This is a genomic window from Chryseobacterium sp. HR92, from assembly GCF_045689405.1.
GTDB classification, from domain to species: domain Bacteria; phylum Bacteroidota; class Bacteroidia; order Flavobacteriales; family Weeksellaceae; genus Chryseobacterium; species Chryseobacterium viscerum_A.
The window spans coordinates 1,865,833-1,887,284 of sequence record NZ_CP139139.1 but is presented as its reverse complement, the minus strand read 5'-3'; the positions used below and the strand labels follow the sequence as shown (position 1 = coordinate 1,887,284).

The 21,452-nt window shown below is 36.2% G+C and carries 14 protein-coding genes; 3 read left to right on the top strand and 11 right to left on the bottom strand.

The window, feature by feature from the left end; translation table 11 throughout:
* Position 1: 1 nt before the first annotated feature.
* The 11 genes from SFA27_RS08355 to SFA27_RS08305 form a co-directional block, all read right to left on the bottom strand.
* Positions 2-3,511 carry a DUF6443 domain-containing protein gene (locus SFA27_RS08355; protein ID WP_407297616.1) on the bottom strand — a complete coding sequence of 1,170 codons (3,510 nt, stop codon included), beginning with the start codon at positions 3,509-3,511 and terminating at the stop codon, positions 2-4.
* Positions 3,512-3,520: 9 nt separating this feature from the next.
* Positions 3,521-4,531, bottom strand: a complete 1,011-nt coding sequence (locus SFA27_RS08350; protein WP_052184746.1) for a hypothetical protein — start codon at positions 4,529-4,531, stop codon at positions 3,521-3,523.
* A gap of 11 nt (positions 4,532-4,542) precedes the next feature.
* Complete coding sequence (locus SFA27_RS08345; protein ID WP_407297614.1) at positions 4,543-7,638, bottom strand: hypothetical protein; 3,096 nt, start codon at positions 7,636-7,638, stop codon at positions 4,543-4,545.
* 5 nt (positions 7,639-7,643) lie between these two features.
* Positions 7,644-9,275: a T9SS type A sorting domain-containing protein gene (locus SFA27_RS08340; protein WP_407297612.1), complete on the bottom strand. Its 1,632-nt coding sequence runs from the start codon at positions 9,273-9,275 to the stop codon at positions 7,644-7,646.
* Positions 9,276-9,593: 318 nt separating this feature from the next.
* The gene (locus tag SFA27_RS08335; protein WP_047378048.1) at positions 9,594-10,004 is read right to left on the bottom strand and encodes a hypothetical protein; all 411 of its coding nucleotides are present in this window, start codon (positions 10,002-10,004) and stop codon (positions 9,594-9,596) included.
* 119 nt (positions 10,005-10,123) lie between these two features.
* The gene (locus SFA27_RS08330) at positions 10,124-10,522 is read right to left on the bottom strand and encodes a hypothetical protein (protein ID WP_407297609.1); all 399 of its coding nucleotides are present in this window, start codon (positions 10,520-10,522) and stop codon (positions 10,124-10,126) included.
* A 93-nt stretch (positions 10,523-10,615) separates the two neighbouring features.
* Complete coding sequence (gene bglX, locus SFA27_RS08325) at positions 10,616-12,943, bottom strand: beta-glucosidase BglX (RefSeq protein WP_407297607.1); 2,328 nt, start codon at positions 12,941-12,943, stop codon at positions 10,616-10,618.
* 80 nt (positions 12,944-13,023) lie between these two features.
* A complete protein-coding gene (locus tag SFA27_RS08320) occupies positions 13,024-13,731 on the bottom strand; it encodes a prolyl oligopeptidase family serine peptidase (RefSeq protein WP_407297605.1) in 708 nt (235 codons plus the stop codon).
* Between the two features lie 78 nt (positions 13,732-13,809).
* Entirely contained in the window at positions 13,810-15,201 is a 1,392-nt protein-coding gene (locus SFA27_RS08315; protein ID WP_407297603.1) for a glucoamylase family protein, read from the bottom strand.
* 68 nt (positions 15,202-15,269) lie between these two features.
* Positions 15,270-16,688 (bottom strand): RagB/SusD family nutrient uptake outer membrane protein, encoded by a 1,419-nt coding sequence (locus tag SFA27_RS08310; RefSeq protein WP_264517565.1) that lies wholly within the window; start codon positions 16,686-16,688, stop codon positions 15,270-15,272.
* Positions 16,689-16,698: 10 nt separating this feature from the next.
* Positions 16,699-19,515 carry a SusC/RagA family TonB-linked outer membrane protein gene (locus SFA27_RS08305; protein WP_264517564.1) on the bottom strand — a complete coding sequence of 939 codons (2,817 nt, stop codon included), beginning with the start codon at positions 19,513-19,515 and terminating at the stop codon, positions 16,699-16,701.
* A 365-nt stretch (positions 19,516-19,880) separates the two neighbouring features.
* Here SFA27_RS08305 and SFA27_RS08300 point away from each other — a divergent pair, with 365 nt between their 5' ends.
* The 3 genes from SFA27_RS08300 to SFA27_RS08290 all read left to right on the top strand — a co-directional run bounded on the left by SFA27_RS08300 (position 19,881) and on the right by SFA27_RS08290 (position 21,434).
* Positions 19,881-20,552 (top strand): DUF4197 family protein, encoded by a 672-nt coding sequence (locus tag SFA27_RS08300; protein ID WP_407297601.1) that lies wholly within the window; start codon positions 19,881-19,883, stop codon positions 20,550-20,552.
* Between the two features lie 40 nt (positions 20,553-20,592).
* Positions 20,593-20,898 (top strand): DUF493 family protein, encoded by a 306-nt coding sequence (locus SFA27_RS08295; protein WP_047378055.1) that lies wholly within the window; start codon positions 20,593-20,595, stop codon positions 20,896-20,898.
* A gap of 65 nt (positions 20,899-20,963) precedes the next feature.
* Entirely contained in the window at positions 20,964-21,434 is a 471-nt protein-coding gene (locus SFA27_RS08290; protein WP_407297598.1) for a hypothetical protein, read from the top strand.
* The last annotated feature ends 18 nt before the right edge of the window (positions 21,435-21,452 follow it).

Below are 21,452 nucleotides of genomic sequence, written 5' to 3'. Positions count from 1 at the left end.
ATTAATCTTCTTTTGTTGGTAATTTTTTCTTAGGTGGCATGTTTTTAGGCTTAGGATTTGGATAGTTAACATCAATATGTGCAGGCTCTACTTTTTTTCCCGTTTTTCCTGATTTTCCAGTATCTACATTATATGAATAACCAGATTTATTATTCTTATAAGAAATTGAACCACTTTTAGGGTCTGTATAAACTTTATCTAATTTCCCTTTATTAACTTGTTTTTCCATTGCATTATTTACCTGCGAAGTCGTTTTTGTTTTGAACTGATTTCCTAAGCCAGGATCTTTAGCATTTCTTATACCTTTAATTCCTCTTCCCAAACCATCTGTAGTCGCTACAATAATAACTTCTGCCGCTTTTTCCCCTGTTATTTTCCCTGCTGTTTTAGAATCTCCTTGTATCAGTGCTCCTGCTGTTTTAGCCGTTCCATAAATACCAAATGTCATAGAATTAGCCACACTATCACCATAATCACTCCAAGTGTAATTGTTAACTGCATTTTTTGTTCCATCAATAGGATGAGCTATAAAATTTCCAATTCCTTTGAATGTTCCGACGAAACCCTCTTTTACCCCAGTAAAAAATTCATTACAACAATCATCATCTCCACCATCATCTGGAGCTCTTCCATCAGGATCCGTTAAACTTATCGGATTATTATAAACATAAGCATAAGGATCTTCTGTATTTTCAACTAGTGGATCTAACTGTGCCCAACGTCCCACATCAGGCATGTAATTTCTCCAGCCGTAATCATACATGCTACTTTCCTGCAATTCTTTGCCGTTGTACTTGTACTGATACACTGGATTTCCTGCTAATGCATTATATCCCTCATGCTTCAATCCAAACGGATAGTAATTGCTTTCTTCAATGATCTCTAATCCTGCTCCACTTTTAGCATAGCTTAATCTGGTATTTCCAAGATGATCCGTATAGTTATACACATACTTTCCGGTCTCAACATTAAAATATCCTTCTGCTGTTGGGAAAAACTTCAATACTAAATTAGTATACTGGAAGCCATCCAGATAATCAGTTGTTTCTGTACCGAAAACCTTTCTAACCTTCACTCCGTCTGCTCTGTAAATATAATCTGTTACTTTGGAGTTTTGGGTAATCTTTCCTGGTAAATTTAAATAATTATATTGAATGGAGGAAATTCCTTTATCCAATTGAGTAGTCATATTTCCATTGACGTCATAAGTAATGGTACTTCCTGTACTTCCTGATGCTAACGGATATCCACTGATGGCATTTCCGGTCCCGATTTCTTTAAGGTAAGATAACTTATTACTTTGTTCTCCGTTTTCATAATGGTATTCCAGATTGTCCATTACTTCAGGGGCAGTATATCCCGGAAGCTGTTTCCCTCTTCTTAATAGACTTTTTATATTTCCGTTAAGATCATAGGTAAGCTGTTCATGGTATTCTCCTCTTTCTAAATTCATGGCATCCCAGAAACGTCCTTCCTTAAGTCGGTTAAGGGCATCATATTCGTAGGAGTAATTTCTCAGTACAGCATCATTCTGAGTAATCCAGGACATCTGGGAGATATTTCCATTATATCTTGCAGAACCTGAAAACTGACTGTTTGGGTTGTTATAATGCAGTTCGTAAGCAAAAAGTTTATTCTGCAGATTGGATGGATCATTCACTTTTGTCATCCAGCCTCTGATATTGTAGGCATACTTTACACTTTGCAGTGGACTGCCTGTGGTATTTCCTACATTTTTCGTCTGCAGCTGCCCCAGATCATTGTAAAGGTTTTCTGCCAGAAGCTCCTGAGCCCCTCCATTTACCTGATTCCAATGTCTTACCAGTCTTTCCTGATGATCATATTCAAACGTTTCTTTGATATTTACTTTGGTATCGCTTGCAGATCTTTTGTGTTCAATAAGGCTATACTCCGGTACTCCTGAGAATTTCAGGAAGCTTTCGGTCTTCGTGTATCCTCCGAGATGGTTCAAAGAATGCGTTGCGATTGGCCTTCCCTTCTTATCATAATAGGTATAGACTTTTGTCCAGCCGTCATTTTCAATATTTTTAGTATAAGAAACCGTTGGAAGGCTTTTAGTACTGACATCTGAATTCTGTATGGTCTGAGGTAATACTTCCTGCCCTAGAACCGTACTTACTGCTGGCGCTCCCTGAGGATACGTATCATAATAATTGACAGTCAGAAGTTTATCAACTGCTGTAGGATAAGATACATTTCCATATTCAATACTTATTCCATTCAGGGTAAAGCTTCCTCCACGGGCTTCATAAGTATCAGCAGATTGGTTATCAATAGCATTCTGTATGGTATTTCTTGGATTAGTATCTCTGGTAATCCCAGTGTACACTACTCTTCCGAAATGGTCATATTTGGTAAACATCCATGACTGATCCGCTGAAAAATTGCTAATTCCATTTTTAAGAACAGTATCACGATACAGAATAACCTGATCTTTTTTATTGTAAATCATTTGCTCCAGACCTTTCCCCGGAAGTTTCTTTTCTACAAGCCTGTTTTTACCATCATATTTATACTGATAACAAAGATGGTCTAGTGCAGAAGCTGAAACTGTTGCTGAAGCCGAAGCTAAAGGTGGTATAACAAATGCCAGCTGGTCATATTCATTATAGACATAATAAGTATCTGCATTTTCTGAAACACTGATTACTTTTCTTACCAGTAAAGTCTGCCCCTTGCCGTTTTTAAATTCTATAGTTTTATTGTTGTCCTCATCTGTTACTGTATTTTTATACAGCTGGGCATTTCCATAGGTCCCGGACAATACAAGCTCTGAAGAAGAAGCTCCGGCAACCCATGAGGTAACAGTGGTGAATTTTTTAACCTCACCTGTCGTGTTGGTTTCATATCCAAAAACAACAGGTTTGTTCTGCCAGTCAGTTCCTGGATTTTTCTGATTTAAAATTCTATCTAGCGGAGAATTTTCAAGTGTTTTGTGGCTAAAAGGAAAAGAGTCATTGATGCCATTGGACTGATAGTAGCTATTTGCACTAGCTTCTACTCCGGTCTGAATATTTCCGCTTAATGAAGCCATAGGTACCGGAAGCCAGCTGTCTACCTGTCTTCCAAAATTGTCATAAGGAATATGGGTTACCAGATCCTTTCCTGTGGGAGTAGATTTAATACTTACAGACTGTTTGGGTCTTCCCAGCCCATCAAAAAACTGAACACTTTGTATCTGTTGCAGGGATCCGTCTGAAACCGCAGTAGGTACCAAGTATTGTCTGGTATAAATATAATTTTCCGTCGTTGGAAGACTGGACGAATAATTTACAGTGATGGGGGTATAAGTATCACCACCCGAGGAAGCACTTCCGATGTAAGCCCGGAAGGTTCCATTGGCAGAACTGAATTTAAAGCCCGGAAGCATACGTATACTTTGAGGGTCTGCTACTTCAGTATTGGAAGCAGGAGGAGCTGTTAAAACCACTTGTCCAAAGTGATAAAGGCTCCATAGCAACCCAATGCTTATATATATTTTCTTATACATTTTTCTATATTAATGGGTTGCGTTAGATTTCATCATAAGAAACTGCTCTTTCAATTGTTTAATTTCTGAAACAATGTTTTTAAGATCTGAATTCTCCCCTTCTAATTTCTGTATTTTTTCCTGCTGGTCCTTTAACTGTCTCTCCTGTTTAATGGCATACAGGGTAAGTTCTTCAATTTTCTGTAATAATTTAATCTGAAACTCACCAACATTCACCCCTTCTTTTTCCATCACCTTTGCTGACGCAATTTCAGGAAGGTGCTTTTTATCTTTAATATGTTTGGCTACCTCTTCCAGATTGGGAAGGTTATAGTTTTCTTCAAATACAAAGTCAGCAGTTGGAGTTAGCGTTACTTTTATTTCTTTAGCTTCCAGCTTACCTTGCAGTAAAGCATTTCCTGTAGGAGAAATTTTCATGATTTCAGGCATCGATACCGGTGAATCTATTGCTACTTGTTGGGAGGATGAAGCCAATAACCTGAAACCGTCATTGTCAAGCGTAAGGGCTGTTTTTACAAAGTTTCCTTCCCCACTGCTTGAAAGCCATCCTACATTTGTACCATTTGCTTTTACTCCATAACTCATATAAGAGGAGCCAGTGCTTCGTAATGCTCCCCAGTTATTCATTGAACCACTAGCATAAGGGATGGAAAAAGCATTAATTCCGGTCACAGAATCGCCAGCTCCTGCCATAATAGTTCCTGCTACATGGAGCTTACTTAAAGGGGTCACTGTTCCTATTCCCACATATCCGTTACTATCATTGATTACAAGTTTGGGATTTGTATAATCTCCTTTGGATACAATCCACTGGCTACCATGCAAATCACCAAAAAACCAACCATTATCTCCGTTAAGGTATTGGGTTTGAATCCCCCGGATAAATCCTCCATCATTGGTACTTCTTTTTAAATATAAGATAGGAGAAGGATTTTGAATAGTTACTTCAGAAAATGCTCCTTGTTGAGCAAAAGATAATTGAGCTCCTAAAATTCCTGCAATGAATATTATTTTTTTCATAATTTAAGTTTTTATTGTTTATAGTTATATTTAAATTCTTTTAATAAGTTACCTGTCTGGCTGTTTTCTCTGATTTCTTTAAGCCTGTTAGCAGAATCATAAAGATATACTTCTCTGATACCTGATGGTGGAGTGATACTTCTAACTCCAATTAGTGGATCATAAGTATAGGTTGTGATCTGATAGTTTGGCAAACTATTTCTGAATGTATTTAATACAGATAGAAGTGAAGTTTCATCATTATTAGCTGCTATAGAAGCATCAGTATTGGATGCATTAACAATGGAATCAATTAAGGACTGTTGAATATCTGTTAATTTCGCACCTTCTATTTTAGCAATAGGCTGAGTTAGATTATACCCCCAGATAACTACTGTCGAAACTCCATTTTTAGTAGTGAACTGTTGCAAGTTTCCTTTAGAATCATATTTATCGTAAGTAACTTCTGTAACTGCTGAAGTCGGGGTTTGAAGATCATATGAAAGAACTGATAAAGGAACCATTAGATTCCCTCCTTGTATGGTGGGTAATGAATTCGGATAAACATTTTCTATTTTTGATAAGGATTTCGTATCAGTTCCTACCGTTTGTGAAGTGATTTCCTGCAAAGAAATTCCTGTCATATTTAAGTTAATAAGTGCAGGCTTATTTAAGGACTGTGCAAACTTTTTTTCAGTTGATACTATTTTACCATCTGAAAAAGTAGTATTTATCTTATTGTTATTTAAATATGAAATATCATCATAAACATAACCACTTTGAGTTATCAGATTTCCACCAATATTCTTTTCTTCAATCTGGGACGAAAGTAGTGCATAAGGTTTTATATATTCTTTTTGGAACAGTTCCCATGCATTGGATATTTTTTTTACTCTAGTAGTATAATCTTGATTTACATTTCTACAATTTACAGCCAGAATATTATTTTTAGAGAGATTCTTACAGTAATCTTTATCAATAAATCCGTAATTCATTTTAACTGTTTTAATTACTGCATTATCTTTATAATAATCTTCCTGCACTAATTTCCCTCTGGTAAAACTCCGATCTTCAAGATCAGTTTCTTTGTTTTTAAGATAATCCTGAAGCGTATGGTCATAGTTAAATTGTGGAGTATGTATCTGTACAAAATAGTTGTTGCTATTCAGTATATCCGGATTTGTTTTATAAGTTGAGAATGTGTGCTGCTTTTGTACCTGTCCGTCAACATATTCGAAAACATTGGAATACTCAATATTACTACTGGAATATGCCTGAAGCTCTATATTTGAACCAGTCTGTTTAAGTTCTTTTTTTAAGGTGTATCCCCCTGGTGCACTTTGCTTATATTCAACATAGTCAACAAAACTATAAAGTGATTTTAAAATACCACTGGATTCAATAGAATTGAGATCCTTCGTATATTTATAAGTCTTTACTACAGGTATTATATTATCCGCATTGTCTATCATTTTTTGGATTCTCATACCACTTGCTATTCCAGTCTCATTACCTATTTGAGGGAAAAAAGCGGTTGTCGAATTTCTCATTAGTTTGGAAGAAAATGTATTAGGCTCGTAAAAAAATTCTGTATATCCTTTTGTAGGATAAATAACTTTTTTCAATAAACCTATATCATTAAAATTAGAATCTACATTTCTATTATTTGAGAGTATTTCGGTATCTCCTGTATTAGCATAGAATTTATAATCAGGAATCATCATATTAGTTTCCGGCTTTCCATTATAGTACCCCCAATAGTCTACCCCTCTTGTGGCGTCATCCGGAAAAGAAGTATCTTTATAATACTCAAATCCATAGTCTTTATTGTTGATTTTTAAAGCAGTAAGCAACCATCTTCTTTTTGAGGTTCCTTTAGGGCTAATAGTAAAATCGATGGTTTTAGTAATATTATTCTGGTATTTTTCTTCAATCTTTTTTAGTTTATACGATTTATAACCCAAGTCATCATTGTAGGTATCATAAGTAAAAAAAATAGTATAAAGATTATCAACATTTATTTCCTTCAGCATTGCTTTTTTGGTAAGATTCATTCTAATATATGGACTTTGCCAAGTACTACTTTGTGAGGATCCTGACACAGAATAACCTGCCCAAGAATAATCATACTGTGCTGTTGTATTTTGTGCTTCCTGATAAAAATACCTGTTGATATCGAATGAAAAATTGAAACTGTTTGCATTCGTTAAATGTGGCATTGCATTTTTTTGTGTACAGTAATTACTGCCTGCACCAATAGGATCATCTTCATTATAAGTATACTTTATTGTACGCCCATTACTAAGTTCTATTGTATTTAAATACCAGGAAGTAATTGTAAAGTCAGCATCACCTATATATGCGCCCTGATTAGTCTGATAATTTCCTAAATCACTCGAGAGCTCTAAGTTATCATATCTTCCTCCGAAATAATATTTGTTTCCATTACCATCAATAATTTTAAATGATGACATTTCTGGTTTGCAATTGGTTTGTTCAGCAACCCATTGCTGTGAATACCCAGAGATATCTACTACAAGATTAGGATCGTTAGATCTTATTAAGGGAGTTCCATCATTGCTTAAAGTAAAGTACCCTGAAATGCCTAAGAAATTAAAATTATACTTGTCAGACTCAAGTTCTGAAGAGATAGAACCATTAAAAATTCCCGGCCAGGGAGTAGAAAGTCCAGTGCTCAGCTGGAAATTTTTCGTATAAATATCATTAGCTGATTTATTATATGCTATGGCAGATAAAAACCCATTAAGAGAGGCGGATTGAATAGTTGTAAAATCGTCTGGAATCCCTCTTACTTCACGTGTAATTGCACCAGAGGCATTAATGAACCAGTTCAACCCAGCAAACCCTGATTTTTTTGTAGGAATAAATCCTGAAGAATCATAGCCTAAAGATATTGAGCTGCTAAAACCATCAATATTGATGTCCAATAAAGGGATATTAAGATCAATAGTACCTCTGTTCATATTAATGGGAATGTTACCCATTCTTTCATAACTATAAGATTCAGGTGATTTAATATTGATAGGTTTAAAATTGAGGCCTTGCCCTTGCAATTGGGAAAAACCAATTAACATTATTAATAATATGGGTGAATATAATCTTTTCATCAAGTTTATTTTTTAATTAATTTAGCATTCGCCGTTTTATTGTTATCAGTTTTTATAGTCATCAGATAAGCTCCCTGAACCAAAGCCTGGGTATTAATTTTTGTTACCCTGTTCTTGGTTTTTATACTCTGAAGCTGTCTTCCGCTCATATCATATAAAAGAATATCAGCATCTTTGAAATCAAACCCGATTTCTACATAAGCATAATCTGAAACAGGGTTTGGATAGATCTTGATATCATATTTTTCAATTAACTGATCAACCTGTTTATCTCCCAGTTTTACAATTTTCCAGTTTTCTTTACCCAGTTCTTCGGCGCTGGTTCCTGCCAGAACAATAGAACCGTCTCTGTTCAGCTTTAAATCTGAAAGTCTCTCTTCTTTTTGTCTGGATTCTCCTTTCACATGCTTTCTCCATTGTTCATTACCATTCTGATCCAAATACAGCATCCAGAAGGTTTCATCATCCGTTTGAATTCTTCCTTCTGCCTGGGTATAACCTCCTAATAGAATGCCTTTGGAAGATTTATCATCTGCGGAATGAATCACACTCATTCCCATCAGGATATCTCTATTTTTGAAATTGTAAGACTTCTGCCACCGTTCATCACCTCTTTCATTTAAAGAAATCAGCCATAGATCTGTTCCTTCTTCAATGCCTACAGTTTTATTTCCTGATCTTTCGGATCTGGATTCTCCACCGATAACAAAGCCATTTGAAGTTAATGCTAGCGTTCTGATATGATCATCACCTTTTCCTCCAAAGTTCTTTTCCCATTCTACCTTCCCGTTTTTGTCTAACTTGACAATCCAGTAGTCACCTTCACCGAAATTTTCAGTTTGTTTCGAGTTTCGGGATATGGGATTCGAGTTTTGAACGTTTGACACAGAACCCGCATCCCGCATCTCGGAACCCTTTTCAGATAATCCCGAACCTCGAACCTCGGAACTCCTCGAATAAATTCCGAGTAAAGCTCCGCCATCTTTCGTTGGAATCATTTTTTCTACTTCATCTAAGCCTTTTCCACCTAAGATTAATTGCGAGAGTTCTTTTCCGTTTTTATCGATTCTGGTAATCAAGACATCTTTAGAGCCATAACCTTTTGAAGAGTTTTGAACATTCCCTGCAACAACGAATCCTAAGTCTGTAGTTTGGATCACAGCTCTTGCTTCTTCGTCAGAAGAACTTCCTAAAGTTTTCTGCCACAATTCATCACCAAATTCATTGATTCTGATCAGCCAGATATCTGATCCTCCTTTAGAATCCTCTTTTTTATCCAATCCCTTTCCTGAATAGGAAGTTCCGGCTAAAAGAAATCCACCATCCTGTGTGGTCACTGTTGCTGATAAATAATCATGATTTGATCCAGAGAAGTATTTTTCCCAGGTTTCTTCTCCCTGCTGGTTTAGTTTGATAATATGGAAATCGTACCCATTATTCTGCTTACCGCCTGAAGCTTGTTGCTTATCGCTTTGAATGGAACTTCCGGTGATAAGATATTGCTGATCAATGGTTGTGGTGACCTGGCTAAGAAAATCCTGGGTAGAGGATTTGATATCTTTCTGCCACACCACTTCCTGGGCAGATATACCCAGGACCGTGCATAAGGTAAATGCACAGATATAGAATTTTTTCATTCCAATGTTGTTTTCTGAGTTAGTAATTAGTTTATTGAAAACCACGCAAATTTAACACTTTTTAAGACATAAAAATCACAAAGATGCGATTTAACATACATCCTACTATTTATTATTTAGTTCTCTTTATTTATGTTGAAATTCATTTTATTCTGATGTAAAATTATCTGCACTCGACGACAAAACATGACGTATTAAAATATATTTACCCGAAAAAATTAAGTTCCGGAAATAAGATAGCTCTATTTCAAACTATCAATTGATAGTAAACGAAAAAGCCACCCTTTCGAGTGGCTTTTTATTTTTTTGAATTTTATTTTACTGATAGATTATTTCATCATTCTTCTTGATTTGGTAGCTTTTTTTATATGGAGTTAAAACATAGCTGTCTTTAATATAAGTTCCGCTTTTCCAGATCTTTCCTTTTCCCTCTTTATTCAGAATAATGCTTTTCGCAGCTCCATCCGGAATAAAAATTTCAGCTTTTTTCATGTCTTTCGAGAAAATTATTGCCGTCATTGAGGTATAACTTTTATCTGAGTTTACTTCTTTCAGTTTTATTTTCTGATTGAAAGTTTGTATACAATTATTTTTTAATTGTGAATAGGTGTATCCTGCAGAACCAATACAACCGTGAACATCTCTATCACCTCCTAAGACAGGAGCTTGTTTTTGTGCAAATAGTAAGGATCCAAGGAACATTGCGCTGAATAAAAATATTTTTTTCATATGTAAAATTTTTGTTTTCTGGCTGGTAGAACTAAATCCCGAAACAGGGTATTAGTTCATTCCTCTAAGGTACAAAAAAAACCACTCTTACGAGTGGTTTTTCATTTTGAAATCTGATCTTATTGATAGATTACAATATTATCCTTTTTAAGCTGATATCCGCTTTTCTTGTAAGGAACCAATACATATCCATCTTTTTTCCATGCTTTGGCTTTACCGCCTGCTCTGGTAAGAATAATACTTCCTGTATCAGCATCTTTCACAAAAACCTCAGCTTTTTTCATGTCTTTACTGAAAATCACGGCAGCTATTGAAGTATAACTTTCTTTTGGTGCTACTTCTGTCAATTTAATTTTCTGTTCAAAAGTTCTTACGCAGTCTTTCTTGATTTGAGAGTAAGTATACCCTGCCGAACCAATACAACCGTGAGCATCCCTGTCACCACCTTTTATTTGAGTTGTTTGCGCGAATGCTATAGAACCCAGAAACATTGTACTTAATAAAATTGTTTTTTTCATGTCGATTTGCATATAATAGTAATTACCGAGGTATTATTAAAAATCATGCCAAAAAAGACATAATACACATTTCTGTGAAAACTTTTTTCTTTATTATTTAGTCCAATTGATCTTTGAATGTTTCACCTCAGCAGAGTTGGTTCCGATCATAATATCAAACTCACCTGATTCCCAGTCATATTTCAAATCTCCGTTGTAAAATTTAAGCGTTTCAGGAGTGATATCAAAAGTCACTTTTTTGGATTCTCCTTTTTTCAAAAATACTTTCTGGAAACCTTTCAGTTCTTTTACCGGTCTTGTAATGCTGCCTACCATATCTCTGATATACAACTGAACCACTTCTGCCCCGTCATAATTACCATTATTGGTTACAGTAACAGATGCTTGAATACTCTGATCTCCTTTCGGATTGGCATTAGATACTGCAACATCAGAATATCCGAATTTTGTATAGCTTAAACCAAATCCAAACGGATACAACGGTGTATTACATTCATCCATATAGTTGGAACGGAATCTTTGATACTCACATTTATCAGTCAGTTCCTGGCTTAAAGGGCGACCTGTATTTTTAGCATTATAATAGATTGGAACCTGTCCAAGACTTCTTGGGAAAGTCATTGGAAGTTTTCCTGATGGGTTTACTTTTCCAAATAGAACATCGGCAATTGCATTTCCTGCTTCAGATCCTGCAAACCAAGCATTAAGAATAGCATCCGGTGTATCTTTTACATTGGTTAAAGCTAATGGACGTCCCGTAAAAAGTACCATAGCAATTGGTTTTCCGGTTTTCTTTAATTCGTTTAAAAGATCAACCTGAGATTGAGGAATTGTAATCTCCGTTCTTGAAGATGATTCACCACTCATTTCCGCAGATTCTCCGATTGCAAGAACAATAACATCCGCTTTGTTTGCTACATCTACAGCTTCTTTTAATAATTCTTCTTTTGAACGGTTGTCTCTGTCTGTTTTCTTACCGTGGGCAGCATAGATGTCTTCTAATTTAGCATCATAATCAATATTGGCACCTTTAGCAGAAAGGAATTTTACTTCTTTACCATAGTTGGCCTGAAGCCCCTGCATCAGGTTTACTGCTTTATCATGTTTTGCAGCAACACTCCATGTTCCGGCCATATTTAATGAATTGTTCACCAATGGTCCGATTACCGCAATAGTTCCTGATTTTTTCAAAGGAAGTACCTGGTTTTCATTTTTCATTAAAACCATAGACTGAGCTGCAGCACTTCTTGCAATATTTCTGTTTTCCATACTGAAAACTTCTTTTGCTGCCAGTTTTGCATCTCCGTGTTTGTACGGATTATCAAATAAACCTAGGTCATATTTTGCTTCAAGAATCCTTCTTGTCGCCATATCAATTTCAGCTTGTGTTATTTTTCCTTCAGATAAAGATTTTTTTAATGTTGTTAAAAAGCCTTCTCCTACCATATCCATATCAACACCTGCTTTCAGAGCCAATGCAGAAACCTGCTGAAGATCTCCCATACCATGGTCTACCATTTCATTGATTCCCGTGTAATCAGTTACCACAAAACCTTTAAACTTCCACTGATTTCTTAAAACTTCAGTCTGAAGCCATCTGTTTCCGGTTGCAGGAACTCCGTCCACTTCATTGAAAGAAGCCATCACGGAAGCTACTCCTGCATCAACCGCTGCTTTGTAAGGTGGAAAATATTCGTTAAACATTCTCACATGGCTCATATCAACCGTATTGTAATCTCTTCCTGATTCACCTGCTCCGTACAATGCAAAATGCTTTACACAAGCCAGAATGGTATTTCCAACTGATAAATCTTTTCCCTGATAGCCATACACCATATTTTTTGCAATTTCACTTCCCAGATAAGGATCTTCACCGGAACCTTCGGAAACTCTGCCCCATCTTGGCTCGCGGGAAATGTCTACCATTGGAGAGAACGTCCAGTTGATACCATCAGAAGAAGCTTCTTTTGCTGCTACTCTCGCCGACTGCTGAACCAGATTCATATCCCATGAGGCTGCTAAACCTAATGGAATTGGGAATGTTGTTTCGTAACCATGAATAACGTCCATTCCGAAGATCAAAGGAATTTTCAGACGGCTGTTTTCTACAGCTACTTTCTGAACAGCTCTGATTTTTTCTGCTCCTTTTATATTGAATAGTCCACCTACTAAACCCTGTTCAACTTTTTTACCAATATCTGAGCTTTTAGCCAGACCTGTAGTAAAATCGCCGGAACTTGGTAAATTCAGCTGACCGATCTTTTCATCCAATGTCATTTTAGATAAAAGATTATCCACAAATGCTTTCTTTTTAGCCTGATATTGAGCCGTCTGATAAGACTGAACGGGCTTCGTTACCATTTCCTGTGCGGAGAACACAGGAGCCAATGCTAAAGTGGCAATTACAATTAACTTTTTCATAAATCTATCTTCTTAAATTATTGTTTTTATATTTTTATTTTTAATTCGATGAGTTTATCTTTCGATCATTGTGTGACAGGTTATTTTCCTTTCTTTTTGGACAGCATCCATTCATAAAGCTGCGGGTTTGAATAGGCCGAATCCCATGAGTTGTGATTATCATTCGGGAAGACAACCAATTCTGCAGATGGATTTACCGGATGTAGTTTTTGGTAAAAATTAAAAGCATTGGCAGGCAGTACAATATCATCCATGCCGCCATGAAATATTTTCATATTCAAATCCTTAAATTGGTGAATATTGGCTGTCATTACCTGATCTGTAGGAGCACAAACCGAGGCTACTGCTGCAAACATTTCAGGATGCTCCATGGCAAGCTTCAAAGTTCCCCATCCTCCCATAGAAAGTCCGGTAAGATAAATGCGGGAAGCATCAATTTTATATTTTTTCTGAATTTCTTTAATCAGATTGTATACCGTAACGGTATCCCACCATGTTCCTTCCGGACATTGAGGTGCCAGAATAGCTACTGGTTCTTTGATCAGGTTCTTATAGGTAAACGGGCTGTGTGCTTTGACTAAATCAAGGTTAGTTCCGCGTTCTCCTGAACCGTGAAGAAAGACTATTAATGGTACATTTCCTTTTGCATTCTGTGGGTAATCCAGAATGTAAGATATCTTTTCCGGTCTTTTAATTTCTTTATTAAGTTCTGCTTTTATTTCCTGTGCATTCATTTGTAGTGAAAACGGAAGAAGTAAAAGTAGAATATGCTTTAATTTTAGGTTCATATTGTTATTTAGGTTTTGGCTAAAGCCAATGGATTTGATCTTTTTTATTTAAACGGACTAAAGTACGTTTCTATTGAATTATTTTATTCCATATTTGGCTGACTGGAAGCTTAATTTCTTCAATCCCTGTTGAATTTCCGGAGCATTCATAAACAGTTTCCAAAGGAATCCAGACCTGTAGTTTTCAATCATTGGTGCTATTGTTCCCTGATCTATTGCCAGATACCTTGGTGTAAACCAATTGTTGTAATTGATGGAAGTAGCATCATAAGGACCTGCAGACCCTATAAATTCAGGGGTTTGGGTATAAATAAATCTCAGGAAAGCCATTGATTCTTTCGGAGTGTAAGGAAAACTGCTCAAAGCGGCAGTAGGTGTTATCACACCGTTGTCATTACTTGGCATGTGAGCTGTGTATCCTGTGCTTCCATCCTCGTTTCTGGTATAGCCGGCTGTTAATCCCCAATAGTTGAGTCCGTAACCTTTCCATTGTTTTGGATTTTCAACACAGTATTTGTAGTCTATAAGTGTTTGATTTTTATTGATATCAAAATAGTTTTTGACAAGTTTATCAGACAATCCCGTAGGATCCAGTCCGATGTATGAATATTGTGCCCAGAAAAGTGGTCCGCCATATTCTTCTGCATAATTATGTTTTACATACAGAGGTAATCCGTATTTTGTCTTGTCTGTAAGGTAGGTTCCGTTTCTCGTCCAGCCTTTGTAGTACGTTTCAGCATCAATGGAATAGGTAGGTGAAGACGCTGCCAGAATATAAGTAATAAGGCATTCATTATATCCTTCCAGAGGAAAATTCATTTCCCATTGGTATTCCGGTGACCAATGCCAGTAAAGAACTTTTTCGCCTCCTTTTGTATACCAGTTCCACTGAATTCCTTTCCATAGCTCGTCACATTTTGCTGCCAGTGCTTTTTCTTCTGCATTTCCGTTTTTAAAGTACTCACGGACCATCAGTATTCCTGAAGTAAGGAATGCGGTTTCTACAAGATCCCCGCCATTATCTTTTTTACCAAAAGGAACCGTCTTTCCGGTTTCCCCATTGATCCAGTGCGACCAGGCCCCTTTGTGACGGTCTGCCTTACCCAGGAAATCCATGATATGAGTAAGCCTTTTTACGGCTTCTTTTCTCGGAACAAATCCTCTTTCCGTTCCTACCAGAATGGTTGCCAACCCAAAACCTGAGCCTCCTGTAGTGATAACGTGTTTATCATTATCCGGATAGATATTGTCTTCATGATAACGTTCTCTTCCCAGCAATGAGTTGGGTTCAGCATAATCCCAGAAATACTTAAGGGCATCTTTCTGTACCCTGTCCATCAGCTGTTCATCAGTAATATTACTTTTTACAGCTTCAATTTTTCCGGCTTCCTGTTGGGCTGCAGGAGCATTTTTACAGGAATAGACAAAGAATAAAGAGGTGATAGCCATTGATAATATGTTCCTTTTCATGAGATCTTTTGTTATAGGTTCTAAAAGAAGAGGAGAACTTTCATTCTCCTCTAATGTTTATGGTTTATTTAGTATCCAGGATTCTGGGTAAATAGTCCTGTACTTTCATTCATCGCATCCAATGGAATCGGGAATAATTCGTTCTTCCCAGCTTTGAATCCATAAGGAGCAAGCACTGTAGCCGCTTGTCCTGTTCTTACAAGATCTACGAAACGATCACCTTCCAAAGCAAGCTCTACTCTACGTTCGTGCCAGATTGCTGTTCTAAGCGCAGATTGCGTTGCAGCTGTAGTTCCCGCTAATTGAGCTCTTGTCCTTACCTTATTAAGGTTAGTTGTTGCTGTGGAAGTATTCCCTAATTCGTTAGCAGCTTCTGCATTAATTAAAAGAATCTCAGCAAATCTTAATATTCTGATATTCTGTCTTGAACCATAGGCACAAGCGCTATTGTTCAGAGCTTTTGGAACATATACTTTTTGGTTAAATGTTGTTACAGAGTTTGGGTCTCCCATTGCAATAAGGTCACCTTCCGGAGTAGTTTCCCCATTTCTAAGAATAGTAAGTTCTTTTCTGATATCTCCCGGCTCAAATGCATTTTCCAATGCCTGAGAAGGTGTAAAGAATCCCCATCCGAACTGGTTTCTCACTCCCTGTACTTCTGCATATTGGCTTCCTCCGAATTGAGTAGAACATTCACAGTTTACTTCAAATACAGATTCTTTTCCAAATTCACCTCCAATTCTGAATACATGGTTGAAGTCAGGATCTAAATCATATCCCATAGACATCACCTGATTAGAGGTATCATATGCTTTCTGCCAATCTTTTTTATACAGATATACTTTTGAAAGCAATCCTAAGGCAGCTCCTTTGGTTACTCTTCCAAGATCTCCCGCAGCATAAGTTTGAGGAAGAACATTTGCAGCACTTGTAAGATCTGAAATAATAAAGTTATAAACTTCTTCTGCAGAATTTCTTGGGATCTTATAAGTAGAAGGAATTCCGTCAAAGATTGGAACCCCTCCATAGATTCTTAATAAGTTAAAATAGAAATAGGCTCTCAGCATTTTTGCCTCTGCAACCAATCTTGTTTTTAGAGTAGCATCCATTTCAATTTTCGGAACATTTGTAATCACCTGGTTACATCTGTTTACCGCCTGCCATTGTCCAATCCAGTATCCTCTTACTCCGTCATCACTTACTGTATAAGTAAATTGATCATAAGCATTGATAAATGATGCATCTCCAGGGTTAGAGCCTTTCACAACATCATCTGCAGGCACTCCAAATATAAATTGATATGGGAATGCCGAATTTTCCCAACTTCTTAAAAACACATAGATAGCATTCGTTGCCTGCATTGCATCATCCTGAGTTTTGAAAAAAGAATCCGCTTCTGTTACTCCTTCCTGTTTTATATCCAGATAATCGTCTTTACAACTTATCACAAGTGAAAATAAAGCGATGGATAAAAATATTTTTTTCATGTTCTTCTAATTAAAATGTTAAGTTCATACCGATTGTATAAATGGCTGAAATTGGATAAATATTATTATCAACCCCCATTTGCACTCTGTCCGTATTCATGATCTCCGGAGAGAATCCAGTGTATTTAAAACTTGTCCAAGGGTTCTGAGCACTTAGATACAATCTAAATTTGGTAAGCAATAAAGATTTTGCGAAATCTTTAGGTAAGTTATACCCCACAGTAATATTTCTGATTCTGAAATAGCTTCCATCTTCTACAAAGAAACTACTTGGAAGAATAACAGACTGATTGTTGGTAGTCATTGGATATGCATTAGATGTTCCTGCACCATGCCATCTGTTGTTATAGAAATCAAGATCCCAGTTTTCATTTCCATAACGCTGTTCACGGTTGTAGTTATAAATTTTGTTACCGAATACCCCCTGGAAGTCTACAGCAATATCAAAATCATGAACACTTAAATTAACTCCGAATCCATAAGTTCCTTTTGGAATTGGGCTTCCTAAGAACGTTTTATCTCTGGTATCAATAACTCCGTTTCCATCCATATCTGCAAATTTAAGCCATCCTGCTTTTGCTCCGGTTTGGCCAGATGCGGCTGCTTCTGCGTCCGTTTGGAATACACCTGTTACCTCATATCCATAATATGCTCCTACTGGCTGTCCGTTTTGCAGTCTTACAATAGAGTTTCCAAATAAACTTGCTCCTGTCTCAAGGTATGAACCTTCATATACTGATGTGATTTTATTTTTAAGAGTGGTAAGGTTACCATATACTCCTAACTTTACCTTATCTGAAATTTTAGTATCATAATTTACAGAAACTTCAAAACCTCTGTTATTGAATGAATATGCATTGGTAATAAAGTTTTTCCAGTTGCTTGCACCTGAAACCGTTCCTTGTACAACACCATAAACTACGTCTTTAGTATCTTTATCAAAATAGGTTGCATCAATTTTCAATTTATTATTGAATAAGCCCATTTCTAAACCAATATCTCTACCCGTTGTAGTTTCCCAGCCAATGTTTGGATCAATTACTCTGTCAATAGTCTGTGCAGGAGCTCCTGAATTTCCATAGTAGGCACCTTCTTTAAGGATTGTAGTTCTTAAGGTATAAGCTCTTGTTACATCCGGATTACCCAGTTTTCCCCAGCTTGCTCTTAACTTCAAAAGACTGAATACATTCTGATTGTTCATAAAGTCTTCTTTGGAAATCACCCATCCGGCACTTACCGCAGGGAATACTCTATGCCTGTCTCCTGATGAATATTTTGAAGTACCATCCCTACGAACAGATCCGTTTATCAGATATTTTCCTTTATAATCATAGTTAACTCTTGCAAACATAGATTCAATTCTGTCCTGATAAGGTACTACATCATATCCTTCTACGTCCTTATCAATCATAATGATATTAGTCCCATTGAAAATATTCATAGAAGCATTAGTCCCGTCATAATTAACGTTAAGTGCTTCTAAATAAGTCTGAGAATAGGAATTTCTTGTTCTGGAGAAACCAGCAAGAATTTCAAGATTATGATCTCCTAATGATTTTTTCCAGCTTAATGTATTATCCCAAATATAATTTCTGTTTCTTGAATCTCTTGTAATCAGTTTATTAGGCTTCTGATCAGAAACAGGAACATAATTAAATGTAGGTGTATATTCGTAAAGATTTGTATTATAGTTATCTGTTGTATAACTTACTCTTAAAGTAAAATCTTGTAGGAATTTATATTCAGCCCAGACATTGTTCAATAATCTTTCCTGTCTGTTCTGAGAACGGTATAAATCTAATACAGCACGTGGGTTTGGAATAGAATACCCGTTAAAGAACTGATAATCTCCTGTACCAGGGTTCATCACAGAGAAAATAGGAGGTGCATTATAGGCGTTCAATAAAGGATTTTTTGCCTGATCGGTACGCATTTTAGAGAATGTGAAATTATTCCCGATGGTAAGATTGTCAGTGATCTTATAACTAAGGTTTAACTTAGTGTTAAGTCTGTTAAATCCTGATCCGGAATTGATACCTTGTCCTGCAGCAATATTTCCTTCATCCTGAAGATTTCCTATGCTTGCATAATAATTAAGTTTACCTAAACTTCCTGAAGCTGAAAAGTCATTAGAGTTAATGATACTTGTTCTGAAAATTTCTTTAAACCAATCTGTATCTGCAGGAAAATTTGCCCTGGAAAGTGCACCATTAAGATTCCCATTATCATTCATCAGCTTTTCATTATAAAGCTCAATGTATTGATCAGAATTGGTCATTTTTGGAACATTGGTAACCTTCTTGATTCCAAGATAAGAATTGAAATTAAATATTGGTTTACCTCTTCCTGTTTTTGTTTTAATAATCACAGCTCCGTTAGCAGCTCTTGCACCAAAGATTGCTAAACTGGAAGGATCTTTCAATACACTCATAGATTCGATATCCTGAGGACCAAGGAAAGAGATGTCATCAGTGATCATTCCATCAACGATGAATACTGTTTTACCAGTCAAGGAACCTACCCCTCTGATATCTACTCTCGGTGAACTTCCCGGAGTCCCGGAATTCAAAATCTGTACACCAGATAATTTACCCTGTATTGAACTTATTGGGTTAGCGTTCGGTTTATCAGCAAGGTCCTTTGCAGAAACCATTCCGATACTTCCCGTAACGTTTTCTTTTTTCTGAGATCCATATCCGATCAAAACTACCTCCTCGATCTTCTGCTCTTTAGCAGTAGTATCTTTTGGAGTAGTCTGAGCATTGACGTTCATACCGAAGTACAAAACAGCAATGAGACATGAATACTTTAAATTACTTTGTTTCATATAGTTTCAATTTTATTCAAATAAATTCAATTTTGTACCTGTCTCTAAATAGTGGAGTTATTTAAAATCTCAAAAAAAGACATTAGCCAAAAATAGAAAAAATATTGTACAATGTTAAACTATCTTAAATATTTAAAAATTACAACATTTTATTATTCAAAAATTGACAAATGTTTAAATTTTATAATTTTATAACTAAAATTATTATCAATTATCTAACATTTTATTAATCATAAATTAACATTTTTAACGTAAAAAATCACCAAATCCGGGTCTGAATTTAATATTTTGTTAAATAGAGAATAGTAATTACCTTTGGTGCAGTTTTTGAGAAAAAAGCATTTAGAAATAAATAATAAAAATCAATGAAAAAATATATCATTGCAGCCGCTCTTATCATAGGAACCGGTGCTGTTTTTACCACCAGCGTACAATCATGTACAACATTGGCCACATCAGACATGGGGCTTTCTATTATTAAGAGAATTCTGCTTAATGGTATTGATAAAGGAATGGGTATCTACGGAAACAAGGAGGCCTTTCTGCAGAATAATATGGTAGACAAAGCGCTTCCCAAAGAGCTAAGAGACATCAACTCTATGCTGGAAAAGGTTGCTCCGTCACTGGTTGCTAAAGAAAGAGATTATATTGCACAGGCAGCAGCTTATACGGTAAATACTTCAAAACCTATTCTGGAAGGAGCCGTCAATAGTCTGAATGCTCAGGATGTAACGAGAATTATGCAGGGCACTACTGCAACACAGGTTCTGAAAGAAAAAACATCTCAGCAGCTTATTTCCGCAATCGCTCCCAAAGTAGATGAGAAACTGAATGAATATGGGATTGTAAAAACCATCAACACAGCTTTGTCAGGAAGCAATTTTCTGGGAAGCCTTTTAGGTGGAAATAAAAACACCGTCAATTCAGGTGGATTGAGCCAGCTGGCTTCTGAACAATTGGTAAACGGGTTATTCAATATCATTGAAGATTATGAGCATCAGAACTCCAAATCTCTCCTGGGACCATTTGGAAAATAGGAGAAATTTCGTTATATTTATATTATATTAATAATTGCAGATGGATATATTACAAGGAAATCAACACGCAAATCCTGAAGATTTTTACAAGTCTTTAAAGGATAAACTGGAGGGTCATCATGATTTTCCGGAAGATTATTTATTTAAATTTATTATTCCTACAGACCAGTCAAAACTTACTGAAATATACAGAGTTTTTGACGGCATTAAATTTACACTGGGAAACCGCGAAAGTAAAAATGGAAAATACACTGCCTGCAACATCAATGCATTTGTTTTGGATGCAGATCAGGTTGTGAATATTTATAAAGAAGTAGCAAAAATAGAAGGCGTTATTCTATTGTAAAAAACAGAAACCGTTTCATAGTAATGAAGCGGTTTTTTATTATTTAAAACATAAATAAAAACACTATGAAAATCCAATTGATCCTGTTTAATATTATTTTAATCACATCTGCAACAAGCTGTGTTCATAAAAATAATAGTGAAAATACAATAACGAATATCAACACAGCAGTGCAGCAACAAAAAATTGAACAGATTCAGTTAGCGGAAAGAACAAGAGGGTTCAGTAAGAGCATTCTTTTTACTCCTTCATCAAAGACAACAAATACAAACGAAGAGATCGCTAATGCTAAGATATCTTCTGCTGAATGGAAAGCTGTTTCCCGGCTTGCACAAACTCTTGACTTGTCTAAGATATCAGATCTTAAGTCCCCTACCACAGGCAGACATTCTGACCGTGCAATGGCCGCTTCCATTATTATTACTTCCAATGGAAAAGAGTACACTTCTTCAAGTTTTGATTCCGGCCACCCACCAAAAGAACTCGAAGCTTTATATAATGCAATCAATGGAACTGAGAAAACAAAAAACCAATAAAATAAAAATCCGCTCTTT

Bases quoted from the DNA above. Each gene is read 5' to 3' on its own strand.
- SFA27_RS08330 (WP_407297609.1), bottom strand. From the start codon at position 10,522: ATGAAAAAAACAATTTTATTAAGTACAATGTTTCTGGGTTCTATAGCA.
- SFA27_RS08345 (WP_407297614.1), bottom strand. From the start codon at position 7,638: ATGAAAAGATTATATTCACCCATATTATTAATAATGTTAATTGGTTTT.
- SFA27_RS08335 (WP_047378048.1), bottom strand. From the start codon at position 10,004: ATGAAAAAAATATTTTTATTCAGCGCAATGTTCCTTGGATCCTTACTA.
- SFA27_RS08350 (WP_052184746.1), bottom strand. From the start codon at position 4,531: ATGAAAAAAATAATATTCATTGCAGGAATTTTAGGAGCTCAATTATCT.
- SFA27_RS08290 (WP_407297598.1), top strand. From the start codon at position 20,964: ATGAAAATCCAATTGATCCTGTTTAATATTATTTTAATCACATCTGCA.
- SFA27_RS08315 (WP_407297603.1), bottom strand. From the start codon at position 15,201: ATGAAAAGGAACATATTATCAATGGCTATCACCTCTTTATTCTTTGTC.
- SFA27_RS08295 (WP_047378055.1), top strand. From the start codon at position 20,593: ATGGATATATTACAAGGAAATCAACACGCAAATCCTGAAGATTTTTAC.
- SFA27_RS08305 (WP_264517564.1), bottom strand. From the start codon at position 19,515: ATGAAACAAAGTAATTTAAAGTATTCATGTCTCATTGCTGTTTTGTAC.
- SFA27_RS08300 (WP_407297601.1), top strand. From the start codon at position 19,881: ATGAAAAAATATATCATTGCAGCCGCTCTTATCATAGGAACCGGTGCT.
- SFA27_RS08340 (WP_407297612.1), bottom strand. From the start codon at position 9,275: ATGAAAAAATTCTATATCTGTGCATTTACCTTATGCACGGTCCTGGGT.
- SFA27_RS08310 (WP_264517565.1), bottom strand. From the start codon at position 16,688: ATGAAAAAAATATTTTTATCCATCGCTTTATTTTCACTTGTGATAAGT.
- SFA27_RS08320 (WP_407297605.1), bottom strand. From the start codon at position 13,731: ATGAACCTAAAATTAAAGCATATTCTACTTTTACTTCTTCCGTTTTCA.
- bglX (WP_407297607.1), bottom strand. From the start codon at position 12,943: ATGAAAAAGTTAATTGTAATTGCCACTTTAGCATTGGCTCCTGTGTTC.
- SFA27_RS08355 (WP_407297616.1), bottom strand. From the start codon at position 3,511: ATGTATAAGAAAATATATATAAGCATTGGGTTGCTATGGAGCCTTTAT.